Here is a 12,726-nt window from a genome sequence, read left to right as displayed (position 1 = left end):
TCAGCAATTCTCGAGAGTGGCAGTGGCCAAACCGGGAAAGTCTGTAATCAGGCTGTCAACGCCGAAGTCGGCGAGTCTGCGCATCAGCGCAGGCTCGTTGACGGTCCACACCGACACATGCAGCCCCTGACGCTGCGCCTTCTGCAGGCGTTCCGGCGTACACAGCGTCCAGTTCAGCGCCAGAATTTCACAGCCATAGCTGGCCGCGACCTTCAACGGGTCGAGCCAGGCGTATTCGGCGACCAGTCCGCGCGATACGTCCGGCACCAGATCCAGCGCCGCTTTCAGCACTTCCCGCGAACTCGAGGTGATCGTCACCTTGTCGAGCAGGCCGTGACGCTGCGCCATTTCACGAATCGCCAGCACCGTGGTTGCCGCGCGAGTGCGTGAAGCGCTTTTGACTTCCAGTTGCCAGTGCTCGAAATCGCATTTTTCGAACAACTCTTCCAGCGTCGGAATCGGGCAAGGCTTGATCCAGCCCGGACCGCCCTTGCGCGCGTCGTAAGTCACCAGTTCGGCCGCGGTGTGCTCGACGACCTTGCCACGCCGTTCCGTGGTGCGTTTGAGGGTCGGGTCGTGGATGACCATCAACTCGCCGTCCTTGGACAGGTGCAGATCCAGTTCGCAGCGGCGCACGCCGTGCTTGAGACATTCCTGAAAACTGCTCAGGGTGTTTTCCGGTGCTTCGCCCTTGGCGCCGCGGTGGCCGTAGATGAGGGTCACGGTTCTTCCTTAAATTAAATGCCTGATTCGTTCTGTTCGCGGGCCAGACGTCGTTCCTGGGCCTGCTTCTGCAAGATATAGCGGGCGAGCAACTGGCGCTGGGCATCGGTCAGGTGTTCGAACTCGGTACCAATGTCATACCCTTCGCCCTTGCGGTCGCAATGGGTGACGCGGGCGCGCAGCAGCAGGCCCAGCGCTTGCGGCATCAGCACCAGTTTCACCGACAGGTGTGCACCGGTGGCAATCGGCGTCGGGTACTGAAAGTCGATCCCGCCTTCGGAGATGATCACCGGTTGCGGCTCGCCGATATGGCCGAGCACGGTCAGGGCGACCACCTGGCTGAGCAGGTCGATGCGTTTGTTCTGGGATTTCAGGAACGCGGCGATGGCCCGGTCGCGCTCGCTGATCTGGCGCAACAGGTGTTGCGACTCGAATTCGCTCAGGTGCAGTTCGCTGAGCAGGTTGAAGAGCGGGGAAGCATCCTGCAACACTTCCTGGCCTGCGGCTTCGGGAGCAGACAGGGGCCGAATTTCCAGTGCGATCGTGTCCTCGATACGGTAGTATTCGCGGCGATCTTCTTCATCTAATGTCGACATGGCGAACCCATGGTAGCGGCGGTGGTCTGAGTGTAAAGCTGGTTATCGACCCCCGCCACAAGGACGTTCCTTTTCCCTCCGAACAAGCCCCGACATGTTCAGACCTCTCTTCGTATTTATCGGCACGCGTTATACCCGTGCAAAGCGTCGCAATCATTTTGTGTCATTCATTTCCCTGACTTCGATGATCGGGCTCGCCCTTGGCGTGGTCGTGATGATCGTCGTGCTGTCGGTGATGAACGGCTTCGATCATGAGATGCGCACCCGCGTGCTTGGCATGGTGCCCCACGCGACCATTGAATCCACTGAGCCGATCAACGATTGGCAAAGCCTGGCCACTCAGGTCAAGCAGAACCCGCAGGTGACGGCGGTTGCGCCGTTCACGCAGATGCAGGGCCTGCTGACCAATAACGGTCAGGTGTCCAAGGTGTTGCTCAACGCCATCGACCCTGCGCTCGAACGCAATGTGTCGATCATCGACAACTTCATGAAGCAGGGCAAACTCGACGATCTGACGCCGGGCAGCTTCGGCATCGTCATCGGCGACAAGGCTGCGACCAAGCTCGGTGTGGGCATCGGTGACAAGGTCACCTTCGTCGCGCCGGAAGTCAGCGTGACCCCGGCCGGGATGTTTCCGCGTATGAAGCGCTTCACCGTTGTCGGCATTTTCCATGTCGGCGCTGGCGAACTCGATGGCTATCTTGGCGTGACCAACCTGCAGGATCTGGCGAAGATGCACCGCTGGAAGCCTGATCAGGTGCAGGGCATCCGCCTGAAGTTCGACGACCTGTTCCAGGCGCCGCGAGTGGCCTGGAACATCGCCCAGCAGCTTGGCGAAGACCACTACTACGCCCGCGACTGGACCCGCACCCATGGCAATCTGTATCAGGCGATCCGCATGGAAAAAGCCATGATCGGCCTGCTGTTGTTGCTGATCGTCGCCGTGGCTGCGTTCAACATCATTTCCACGCTGGTGATGGTGGTCAACGACAAGAAGGGCGACATCGCCATTCTGCGCACATTGGGCGCGACGCCGGGCACGATCATGCGCACGTTCATGGTGCAGGGCACGGTGATCGGTGTGGTCGGCACGGCGATTGGCGCAGTGGTCGGCATTTTCGCTGCGCTTAACGTCAGCGCGGCGATCTCGGCACTGGAAGGCCTGATCGGCCACAAATTCCTTAATGCTGACGTGTATTTCATTGATTATCTTCCGTCGCAGGTGCAGAGCCAGGATGTGGTCATGGTCTGCGCCGCTGCGTTGGTCCTGAGTTTCCTCGCCACCCTGTATCCAGCCTGGCGTGCCGCGCGCACCCAGCCGGCGGAGGCGCTACGTTATGAGTGAGTCGGGCATGAGTGAACAAGCAATCTTGAGCTGCCGCAACCTGGGCAAATCCTACGAGGAAGGCCCGGAATCGGTAGAAGTACTGGCCGGCCTGCAACTGGAGTTGCACCCGGGCGAGCGTGTCGCGATCGTCGGCACCTCGGGTTCGGGCAAAAGTACTTTGCTCAACCTGCTCGGCGGCCTCGATACGCCAACCAAGGGCAGCGTCTGGCTCGACGGCGAAGAGTTGTCGGCGCTTAGCGAGAAGAAGCGTGGCCTGCTGCGTAACCGTGCGCTCGGTTTCGTTTACCAGTTCCACCACTTGCTGCCGGAATTCACTGCGCTGGAAAACGTCTGCATGCCGCTGCTGATCGGCAAGACGCCGATCCCGGAAGCCCGTCAGCGCGCCACGGCATTGCTGGAACGCGTCGGCCTCGGCCATCGTCTGGAGCACAAACCGGCGGAACTGTCCGGTGGCGAACGTCAGCGTGTGGCCATCGCCCGCGCCCTGGTGAACAAGCCGGGCCTGGTGATGCTCGACGAGCCAACCGGCAACCTCGACTCCCACACCGCCCAAGGCATTCAGGATTTGATGCTGGAACTCAGCACCTCCATGCGCACGGCGTTCCTGGTGGTGACTCACGACATGAACCTGGCCCGTCAGATGGACCGCGTTTTGCACCTGCAGGAAGGTTGCCTGACGCCCATCTGATAGGCTGAAACCTGGCGCCTGCAAAGGCGTCGGGTCTTTTATTTTTATACGGTGCCCCAGCGAATGTTCAGACCGTTATCGATCTTTATCGGCACGCGCTATACCCGCGCCAAGCGCCGCAATCGCTTTGTTTCGTTCATTTCGATGACCTCGATGATCGGCCTCGCCCTCGGCGTGCTGGCGATGATCGTGGTGTTGTCGGTCATGAACGGCTTCCAGCGCGAAATGAGCTCGCGCATCCTCGGCATGGTGCCGCACGCGACCATCGTTGGCGTCAAGCCAATCGATGACTGGCAGCCGGTTGCCGCCGCCGCGATGAAAAATCCTGAAGTGACCGCCGCCGTGCCGTTCACCGAGATGGAAGGCATGCTCTCCTACAAGGGTTTGATGCAGCCGATCCAGATCAGCGGCGTCGATCCGGCGCAGGAAGGCAAGGTCTCCATCGTTGCCCAACACATTGTGCAGGGCCGTCTCGATGCCTTGAAGCCGGGCGAGTTCGGCGTTGTGATCGGTGAAATCACCGCGCGGCGCTTCCGCCTTAACGTCGGCGACAAGATCACCCTGATCGTCCCGGAAGTCAGTACTGCGCCGGGTGGCATCACTCCGCGTATGCAGCGTCTGAATGTGGTCGGCGTGTTCAAGGTCGGTGCCGAGCTGGACGGTTCGATGGGCCTGATCCACGTGGCTGACGCGGCGACCATGCAGCATTGGCAACCGAATCAGGTGCAGAGCGTGCGTCTGGCGGTCAAAGATCTGTACGCCGCGCCGAAAGTCTCCTCGGACATCGCCGCCGGTTTGGGTGCGGAGTTCAAGGCTGACGACTGGACCCACACCCAGGGCAGCCTGTTCAGCGCGATGAAAATGGAAAAAACCATGATCGGCCTGCTGTTGCTGATGATCGTCGCGGTGGCGGCGTTCAACATCATTGCGACCCTGATTATGGTGGTGAACGACAAGGGCGCGGACATCGCGATCCTGCGCACCATCGGCGCCACGCCACGGCAGATCATGGCGATCTTCATGGTCCAGGGCACGGTGATCGGGATTGTCGGCACGATCATTGGCGGCGTTTTGGGCGTGATCGCCGCGCTGAATGTCAGTCAGATCGTGGGCTGGATCGAGCGAGTCAGCGGGCAGCACATCTTCAGTTCTGATGTGTATTTCGTCAGCAATCTGCCCTCGGAATTGCAGGGCGGGGATGTGCTGTTGATCTGCTCGGCGGGCTTTATCCTGAGCTTCCTGGCGACGGTGTATCCGGCCTGGCGGGCGGCGAAGATCGAGCCGGCTCACGCCCTGAGATATTCGTAAGCGACTCCATGCTCGTTCCCACGCTCTGCGTGGGAACGCCTCAACGGACGCTCCGCGTTCGGCTCTGGAAGGGACGCGGAGCGTCCCGGGCTGCATTCCCACGCAGAGCGTGGGAACGATCAGGTTCGAGGCAACTCAATCACAAACCGCGTCCAGCCCGCCTCTGATTCGCAATGAATCTGCCCGCCGTGGGCGCGGACGATCGACTGAGTGATCGCCAACCCCAGCCCCGCATGCTCACTGCTGCCTTCCTGCCGCGCCGGATCCGCCCGATAAAACCGATCAAACAGGCGTGGCAATAACTCCGCGGAAATGCCTTCACCGCTGTTCTCGACTGAAATACGCACAGCGCTCGCTTGATCAACGATCCGCAAGCTCACATAGCCCTCAGCCGGGGTAAACCGCAGCGCGTTATCCAGCAAATTCGACAGGGCCCGGCGCAACATGCTGCGATCACCCTCGATCCGCGCATTGCCCTCGCGGCTCAGCTTGACCCCGGCGTCCTCCGCCAGCGGCGCAAAAAACTCCAGTAACACATCAGTTTCATCCGCCAGCTCCAGCGGTTCACGCTTGGGCATCAGCAAGCCGTGGTCCGCTTTGGCCAGGTACAACATGTCGTTGACCAATTGCGCCATCCATTGCAGCTCTTCGAGGTTGCTGTGCAGCGCTTCGCGGTAATCCTCGATCGGCCGAGGGCGGGTGAGGGTGACTTGAGTGTGGGTCAGCAGGTTCGACAGCGGCGTGCGCAGTTCATGGGCGATGTCGGCGGAAAACGCCGAGAGCCGCTGAAACGAGTCGTCGAGGCGTGCGAGCATGGCGTTGAAGCTGTGGGCCATTTCTGCAAGCTCGGGCGGCATTTGCGCTTCCGGCAGTCGGGCATTCAGCGATTGTGCGGAAATCCCACGGGCGACCGCGCTCATGCGCCGCAACGGACGCAAGCCGCTGCGTGCGGCCCAGGCACCGAGCAAAGCGGTGGCCAGCGCTGACAGCCCGACTGTTAGCCAGATCAGATGCTGCATACGTTGCAGGAAGTGTTGGTGATGAGTGATGTCCAGCAGCAAGGTCAATTGCGGTGAATCAGCTTTTTCCGGGTAGAGCGGGGCGTTGAGCACGCGATAATCGGTGCCGGCGTGACTCACGGTCGACAGACCGGATTGTGGCGGCAAATCCGTGGGGATCTGTGTCGAACTGTCGTACCAGCGTTGGCCGTCGCTGCCGGTGATGCGCAGCGACAGATCAGCCTGACGGCTCAGTTCATCCGCCAGCCGTGCCTCGCGTTGAGCGGGTTGAACATCCTGCAGGGCGCGGCGCAGGCCGATCAGCTTGGCGTCCAGTTGTTGCTGGTCGAGTTCGATGAAGTGCGCCTCGCTGGCGCGGTTGAACAACACCCCGGCGAACAGCGACACCACGGCGGTGCAAGCGGCAAACAACAAGGCCAGGCGTGAACTCAGGGACAACCGGCGCATCAGGCGCTACGCTCTTCGAGCACGTAACCCATGCCGCGCACGGTGTGGATCAGTTTGTTGGGGAACTCGTCGTCGATTTTCAGGCGCAAACGGCGGATCGCCACTTCGATGACATTGGTGTCGCTGTCGAAATTCATGTCCCAGACCTGTGAGGCGATCAGCGATTTTGGCAGCACTTCACCCTGACGGCGCAGGAGCATTTCCAGCAGCGCAAATTCCTTGGCGGTCAGGTCGATGCGCTGGCCAGAGCGCTCTACCCGGCGGCGAATCAGATCGAGGCGCAGATCGGCCAGTTGCAGGCTGGTTTCCTGCGGTGTAGCGCTGCCGCGACGCAACAGGCTGCGTACCCGCGCCAGCAGTTCGGAGAAAGCAAACGGTTTGACCAGATAGTCGTCGGCGCCCAGTTCCAGGCCGTGAACCCTGTCCTCCACGGCGTCTTTGGCCGTCAGAAAAAGTACCGGCGTATCCAGCCCGGCGTTACGCACCGCTTGCAGAATCTGCCAGCCACTGCGCCCCGGCAGCATGACGTCAAGGATCAGCAGCGCGTAATCACCGCTCAGTGCCAGATGCTGACCGCTGTTGCCGTCGGCCACCAGTTCCGTGTTGAACCCGGCCTCGGTCAGGCCCTGGCGCAGGTATTGGCCGGTTTTTACTTGGTCTTCGACGATCAACAGTTTCATGGGCGACTCGGGTTGTAGTAACTAAGGCTTTATACCGTGAGAGCCTGCGACAAGCGCCAACCTGACAAAGTTGTAATCTGTCTGTCAGGTAGTTGCCAGCGCAGGCCGGCTAGAGTTTCCCACAGGCTGAACCTTATCCAGTTGGAGAACGACCATGTTTTTACGCCAATCCCTGACGTTGGCTGTCTGCCTGTTGGCGCTGAGCTCGCCAGTGTGGGCCGCACCAGCCCATACCTTCGACTTTGGTCAGCCAGCACCGGCTGCCAAAGCCACGCGCAGCATTGAGGTGGTGATGGGCGATATGTCCTTCGATCCCAAGACCATTCAGATCAAGGCCGGTGAGACCGTTCGTTTTGTCCTGGTGAATAAAGGCCAGTTGTTGCACGAATTCAACCTGGGGGATGCGGCGATGCATGCCAGACACCAGCAGGAAATGTTGCAGATGCAGCAAAGCGGCGTGCTTACGCCTACCGGCATGAAGGAAATGTCCCACGATATGGCCGGCATGGATCACGCGGCGATGGGCCACGGCATGAAGCACGACGACCCGAACAGTGTGCTGGTCGAGCCGGGCAAGACTGCCGAGCTGACCTGGACCTTCAGCAAAGCGACGAGCCTGGAATTTGCCTGCAATATTCCCGGGCATTATCAGGCGGGCATGGTCGGCAAACTGACGGTCAGTCAGTAAGCACTCAAAGGCGCGGGCAAAGGCTGGTAGAATCCGCTGATTATTCAGTCAGGTTTCCGCCATGCATCCCGCAGCCGAACATTCGCCGCTGGGCAAATCCAGCGAATACATCGCCACGTACACGCCGTCCCTGCTGTTCCCGATTCCGCGCACCGCGAAATGGGCCGAGCTGGGTCTGACCGCCGAAACCCTGCCGTATAAAGGTGTGGATTTCTGGAACTGCTTCGAGCTGTCGTGGCTGTTGCCGTCGGGCAAGCCGGTGGTGGCGATCGGCGAATTCAGCATCCCGGCGGACTCGCCGAACATCATCGAATCGAAGTCGTTCAAGCTGTATCTGAACTCGCTGAACCAGACGCCGTTTACCGACATCGCGACTCTTGAAGCGACGCTGGTCAAGGATCTGTCGGCCGCTGCCGGCAAACCGGTGGGTGTGCGGGTTCGCAGCTTGAAGGACGTTGAAGCGGAAGGCATCGTCGCTTTGCCGGGTGTGTGCATCGATGATCTGGACATCAGCGTCAGCAACTACGAGCATCCGCGCCCGGAATTGCTGCGTTGCGATGAGTCGCGGGTCGTTGAAGAGAGCGTGCACAGCCATCTGCTCAAATCCAACTGCCCGGTGACCAGTCAGCCGGACTGGGGCAGTGTGGTGGTGGAGTACCGTGGTTCGGCGCTGGATCATGCCAGTCTGCTGGAATACATCGTCAGCTTCCGTCAGCACTCGGACTTCCATGAGCAGTGTGTGGAGCGGATTTTCCTCGACCTGCAGCGTTTGCTGAAACCAGAAAAACTGACGGTATTTGCACGTTATGTGCGTCGCGGTGGACTGGACATCAACCCGTACCGCAGCACCGAAAGCGTACAACTGCCGAACCATCGGTTGGTACGTCAGTAAGATCAAAAGATCGCAGCCTGCGGCAGCTCCTACAGTTGATCAATGTAGGAGCTGCCGCAGGCTGCGATCTTTTGATTCTGGGGAATCAGATCCCCATGCTGCCCAGCGCATTGACGATGTTGCGCAGGGTGCCGGCAATGGCCGGGTGTTCGACTTCGAAACGTTCAACGGCCAGGTTCACGCCATCGGCGATGCTGGCGTTTTGAGTGGCAGTCTCCAGTTCGATTTCGGATTCAATCTGCGCCATCAGCGTGCGCAAATCCTCACGCTCGACTTCCGACAGTGGCGGATTCTGCTCCAGCTGCTCGCGCAGGGTATCGAGCTGTTTTTGCAGTTCTTGGGCGGGCATGGTGTTTTCCTTTTATCAATAGGCACTGGCATTGACCGCAGCCGCGCGCCAAAGGTCTATGGCTGACCTTTAGATTAATCCACTCCCGGCAAACCTGCATGATCCCGATCAGGGCTTTTCGCCTTTGAGGCGGCGCAGGCTGATGTCCGCCAGGCAAGTGTCGAGTTCGCCCAGATGATCGATCACCGAGTGCACGCCCAGCCCGAATAACTGCACGGTGGCCTTGCCACGCAAGTGTTCGCGCTCCTTCTGGCTCAAGGCTTGCCATTCGTGGGGTGTCAGGCCGCACAGCGAGCCGCAGGAGGCGAGGCCGATGGTCCACAGTCCGGCATTCAGACCCGCTTCCAGCAGGCGCGGTTCGCCACTGACCAGCACGCAGCCGTCCAGAGTTCCAACGTTCAAGTCCATTAACGCTTGCCAACAGGCATTCGGGGCTGGCCACGGACTGATTGTTGCCGAATGTTGCACAGGTTTGATCCACGCCGGCAGCGAGGCCGACAACGCCTGCGCGAGCGGCGGGGGCAATTCATCCAGCCAGGCGCAGGGAATCTGCTGACGCTGCAAACTGTGCAGGCTGTCGAGGGCGCCTGGTGTCGCCTCGGCATGTTCGGGCAGGGCGTTCGTTTGTAGCCGGGCACGGGCACCGAAATCCACCAGACAACCGCTGAGTCCAAACAGTACGGCGGTCAGGCCGGGCGCGGCGACGGGCAAGGTTTCGGCGTGTGTCATGGCAACGTCCCTGAAATAACGATCAGGCTAGGGCGTATCAGTGACAGTTGGATGACAACCGTGTGAAGGGCAGCGCGGGAAACGTCCTACGGACTGCTTCATTGCGCAGACTGTCCAAACGGGCTTTTGCGCTTATACTAGCGACCTGAATACCCGGACCCAGAGGTCCGCGACAGTACCATTCCAAGGAGTTTTTCTATGCGCTGGAGCAATCCGCTCGCTCAGCTTTGTGTTTGTGCCGGCCTGTTGCTGGCCCCGTTTGCCTCTCAGGCGGCAACGGAAGAAGACCCTTGGGAAAGCGTCAACCGTCCGATCTTCCAGTTCAACGACTTCGTCGACACCTACGCGCTCAAGCCATTGGCGCAGGGCTATGAGTTCGTTACACCGCAGTTTCTCGAAGACGGCATTCACAACATGTTCCGCAACGTCGGTGACGTCACCAACCTTGCCAACAACATCCTGCAGGCCAAACCGGCTGCGGCGGGTGTCGACACGGCACGTCTGATCTTCAACACCACCTTCGGTCTGCTCGGCTTCTTCGACGTCGGCACCAAAATGGGCCTCAACCGCAGCGACGAAGACTTCGGTCAGACCCTCGGTTACTGGGGCGTGGGCAGCGGTCCGTACGTGATGCTGCCATTGCTCGGCCCAAGCACCCTGCGTGATGCGCCTTCCAGGTATGTTGACAGCTACACCGGTATGTATCGCTACATGGACCATGTGCCTACGCGTAACTCGATCTTCGGTCTGAACATCGTTGACACCCGTGCCAGCCTGCTGTCGAGCGAGAAGCTGATCAGCGGCGACAAGTACACCTTCATCCGCAATGCCTACTTGCAGAACCGCGAGTTCAAGGTGAAGGATGGCCAGGTCGAAGACGATTTTTAATCTCGACCGGTAAAAACAAAGGCGACCTTCGAGGTCGCCTTTTTTGTGTGCAGCTATTTCATCTTCAGAATGGTCAGGCCGAGCTTCTGGCCGCCGCCATCCTGTGATCTGACCCAGACCACTTCCGTGTCGGCTTCAAGGCCGCTGAGTGCCGCGTGTTCGGAATCGATACGTACGCTCAAACGGTCGCCGACCGCGAACGGCTGCGGCGCCTGGACCTGCATGCCGCTGCTGGAGAGGTCGATGCACACGCCTGAAACCTCATCCCCTTCATGAATCAGCACGACATCGGCATCGACCCGCATGCGGATGAAATCGCGCTTTTCGCTGTAGTCCCGACCGGTTTGACTCATAGGTTCGTCCTTCCATTGGGTTACGGTTTGAACGGTTCTTATAACTCTCGGTGATTTGACAAGTAAAGTCGTCAAGCGACCATCGGCGCATGCTTGAAACGCTCTGCGGATGGGAGTACCGTCTGCGCCTTAGAAGGGCACCTCTGGTGCAACCGCGTTAGCAGCCAATGCTCGAAAGCGGTGCAGCAGAGAGGCTAGAAAGCGAATCCAGTAGTCTGCGCAGGGCCAAATGCCTCGCCAACTACGCCAACCTAATTCTGGCGCCGTTTGCCCACATGCCAAAAACCAGTGCCACGCTGCTGATAATCGATGATGACGAAGTAGTGCGCGCGAGCCTCGCGGCCTATTTGGAAGACAGTGGTTTCAGCGTCCTGCAGGCCAGCAACGGCCAACAGGGTCTTCAGGTATTCGAGCAAGAACAGCCCGACTTGGTCATCTGCGATCTGCGCATGCCGCAGATGGGCGGTCTCGAACTGATCCGTCAGGTCACCGAGCGGTCACCGCAGACGCCGGTGATCGTGGTGTCGGGTGCCGGCGTGATGAACGACGCGGTCGAGGCCCTGCGCCTGGGCGCGGCGGATTACCTGATCAAGCCTCTCGAAGATCTGGCTGTGCTCGAGCACTCTGTGCGCCGGGCCCTGGATCGTGCGCGCCTGCTGGTGGAAAACCAGCGCTACCGCGAGAAGCTGGAGAAGGCCAATCGCGAGCTTGAAGCCAGCCTGAACCTGCTCCAGGAAGACCAGAACGCCGGTCGCCAGGTGCAGATGAACATGCTGCCGGAAAGCCCGTGGAGCATCGACGAGTTCAAGTTCGCGCACCAGATCATTCCGTCGTTGTACCTGTCGGGTGATTTTGTCGACTATTTCCGCGTCGACGAGCGCCGGGTTGCGTTTTACCTGGCCGATGTATCCGGTCATGGCGCCTCTTCAGCCTTCGTCACCGTGCTGCTGAAGTTCATGACCACGCGCTTGCTGTTCGAATCCAAGCGCAACGGCACATTGCCGGAATTCAAGCCTTCGGAAGTCCTTGGTCATATCAACCGGGGGCTGATCAGTTGTAAGCTGGGTAAACACGTCACAATGGTCGGTGGAGTCATCGACGAGGAGACCGGTTTGTTGACCTATAGCATCGGCGGCCATCTGCCGTTGCCTGTGTTGTACACGCCTGACAGTGTTCGTTATCTCGAAGGGCGTGGTCTGCCGGTGGGCCTCTTCAATGAAGCCACCTACGAAGATCACGTGCTTGAGCTGCCGCCGACGTTCAGCCTGACGCTGATGTCGGATGGCATTCTGGATCTTTTGCCAGAACCTACGCTCAAAGAAAAAGAAGCCGCTTTGCCTCAACGGGTGAAGTCGGCAGGCGGCAGCCTGGATGGTCTGCGGCAAGTGTTTGGATTGGCCACGCTAGGGGAGATGCCGGATGATATCGCCCTGTTGGTGTTGAGCAGGAATCTTTAATGAGTACCGGTAGAATCCAGTTCGCCGAGCAGGACGGCACCTTTGTCCTGAAGTTCGTCGGTGAAGTTCGCCTGACCCTGTGTTCGGCGTTGGATGCGACTATTGAGAAAATCTTCACCGCGCTGAATTTCAACGCGATCGTGATCGATTTGACCGAAACCCGCAGCATCGACAGCACGACGTTGGGCCTGCTGGCCAAACTGTCGATCCTGTCGCGGCAGAAGGTCGGCCTGTTGCCGACCGTCGTCACCACCCACGAAGACATCACCCGTCTGCTGCAGTCGATGGGGTTCGAGCAGGTGTTCAACATCGTCAACCACCCGGTGCCATGCCCGGAGTGCCTGGACGACCTGCCGGATCAGGACCAGTCGGAAGAAGTGGTGCGGATCAAGGTGCTCGAAGCGCACAAGATCCTCATGGGCCTGAACGATTCCAACCGTGAAGCGTTTCATGACCTGGTCAATGCCCTCGAGCGGCATTAAGTGATGCCGACCGGACGGGCCTCTTCGCGAGCAGGCTCGCTCCCACACTGACGCGGCGTCGATCACAGATACCCCTTGT

General features: G+C 59.7%; 15 protein-coding genes. 8 read left to right on the top strand and 7 right to left on the bottom strand.

All coding sequences use genetic code 11. The annotated features are described in order from the left end of the window. Both M9827_RS21025 and M9827_RS21020 read right to left on the bottom strand, forming a co-directional pair. Entirely contained in the window at positions 1-723 is a 723-nt protein-coding gene (locus tag M9827_RS21025) for a glycerophosphodiester phosphodiesterase (RefSeq protein WP_007910500.1), read from the bottom strand. 14 nt (positions 724-737) lie between these two features. Continuing rightward, entirely contained in the window at positions 738-1,319 is a 582-nt protein-coding gene (locus tag M9827_RS21020; protein ID WP_038362242.1) for a PilZ domain-containing protein, read from the bottom strand. Between the two features lie 94 nt (positions 1,320-1,413). Between M9827_RS21020 and M9827_RS21015 the strand changes: the two genes are divergently transcribed. The 3 genes from M9827_RS21015 (at position 1,414) to M9827_RS21005 (ending at position 4,663) form a co-directional block, all read left to right on the top strand. Next, positions 1,414-2,664, top strand: coding sequence for a lipoprotein-releasing ABC transporter permease subunit (locus M9827_RS21015; RefSeq protein ID WP_034156426.1), 1,251 nt, complete (start codon positions 1,414-1,416; stop codon positions 2,662-2,664). Next, the gene (gene lolD / locus M9827_RS21010; RefSeq protein WP_007910506.1) at positions 2,657-3,355 is read left to right on the top strand and encodes a lipoprotein-releasing ABC transporter ATP-binding protein LolD; all 699 of its coding nucleotides are present in this window, start codon (positions 2,657-2,659) and stop codon (positions 3,353-3,355) included. The genes M9827_RS21015 and lolD overlap by 8 nt, the downstream gene beginning before the upstream one ends. 63 nt (positions 3,356-3,418) lie before the next feature. Beyond that, positions 3,419-4,663, top strand: a complete 1,245-nt coding sequence (locus M9827_RS21005) for a lipoprotein-releasing ABC transporter permease subunit (RefSeq protein ID WP_093433700.1) — start codon at positions 3,419-3,421, stop codon at positions 4,661-4,663. A 119-nt stretch (positions 4,664-4,782) separates the two neighbouring features. On the opposite strand, the gene M9827_RS21000 is transcribed toward M9827_RS21005, so the two are convergent. Together M9827_RS21000 and M9827_RS20995 are read right to left on the bottom strand one after the other, a co-directional pair. Continuing rightward, positions 4,783-6,129: a heavy metal sensor histidine kinase gene (locus M9827_RS21000; RefSeq protein ID WP_250606975.1), complete on the bottom strand. Its 1,347-nt coding sequence runs from the start codon at positions 6,127-6,129 to the stop codon at positions 4,783-4,785. Next, positions 6,129-6,809 carry a heavy metal response regulator transcription factor gene (locus M9827_RS20995; protein ID WP_250606974.1) on the bottom strand — a complete coding sequence of 227 codons (681 nt, stop codon included), beginning with the start codon at positions 6,807-6,809 and terminating at the stop codon, positions 6,129-6,131. The genes M9827_RS21000 and M9827_RS20995 overlap by 1 nt, the downstream gene beginning before the upstream one ends. Before the next feature lie 154 nt (positions 6,810-6,963). Here M9827_RS20995 and copI point away from each other — a divergent pair, with 154 nt between their 5' ends. After that, positions 6,964-7,497, top strand: coding sequence for a copper-resistant cuproprotein CopI (gene copI, locus M9827_RS20990; RefSeq protein WP_250606973.1), 534 nt, complete (start codon positions 6,964-6,966; stop codon positions 7,495-7,497). Between the two features lie 61 nt (positions 7,498-7,558). Then, positions 7,559-8,389, top strand: coding sequence for an NADPH-dependent 7-cyano-7-deazaguanine reductase QueF (gene queF, locus M9827_RS20985; RefSeq protein WP_250606972.1), 831 nt, complete (start codon positions 7,559-7,561; stop codon positions 8,387-8,389). A gap of 85 nt (positions 8,390-8,474) precedes the next feature. On the opposite strand, the gene M9827_RS20980 is transcribed toward queF, so the two are convergent. Beyond that, a complete protein-coding gene (locus tag M9827_RS20980; RefSeq protein ID WP_250606970.1) occupies positions 8,475-8,738 on the bottom strand; it encodes a DUF4404 family protein in 264 nt (87 codons plus the stop codon). A 108-nt stretch (positions 8,739-8,846) separates the two neighbouring features. Then, the gene (gene pcrP, locus M9827_RS20975) at positions 8,847-9,467 is read right to left on the bottom strand and encodes an HAD superfamily inactivated hydrolase PcrP (RefSeq protein WP_250606968.1); all 621 of its coding nucleotides are present in this window, start codon (positions 9,465-9,467) and stop codon (positions 8,847-8,849) included. 198 nt (positions 9,468-9,665) lie between these two features. Between pcrP and M9827_RS20970 the strand changes: the two genes are divergently transcribed. Beyond that, positions 9,666-10,355 (top strand): MlaA family lipoprotein, encoded by a 690-nt coding sequence (locus tag M9827_RS20970; RefSeq protein WP_250606966.1) that lies wholly within the window; start codon positions 9,666-9,668, stop codon positions 10,353-10,355. A 53-nt stretch (positions 10,356-10,408) separates the two neighbouring features. On the opposite strand, the gene M9827_RS20965 is transcribed toward M9827_RS20970, so the two are convergent. Then, complete coding sequence (locus M9827_RS20965; protein WP_250606965.1) at positions 10,409-10,708, bottom strand: PilZ domain-containing protein; 300 nt, start codon at positions 10,706-10,708, stop codon at positions 10,409-10,411. 275 nt (positions 10,709-10,983) lie between these two features. Here M9827_RS20965 and rssB point away from each other — a divergent pair, with 275 nt between their 5' ends. Next, positions 10,984-12,165: a two-component system response regulator RssB gene (rssB, locus tag M9827_RS20960; protein WP_042705031.1), complete on the top strand. Its 1,182-nt coding sequence runs from the start codon at positions 10,984-10,986 to the stop codon at positions 12,163-12,165. Further along, entirely contained in the window at positions 12,165-12,647 is a 483-nt protein-coding gene (gene rssC / locus M9827_RS20955; protein ID WP_003226553.1) for an anti-sigma factor antagonist RssC, read from the top strand. Before rssB ends, rssC begins: the two co-directional genes overlap by 1 nt. The last annotated feature ends 79 nt before the right edge of the window (positions 12,648-12,726 follow it).

This window comes from Pseudomonas sp. AKS31 (assembly GCF_023634765.1).
In the GTDB taxonomy this organism is placed as follows: Bacteria; Pseudomonadota; Gammaproteobacteria; order Pseudomonadales; family Pseudomonadaceae; genus Aquipseudomonas.
The sequence above is the reverse complement of the archived record's forward strand: the minus strand, read 5'-3'. Positions and strand labels throughout refer to the sequence as shown.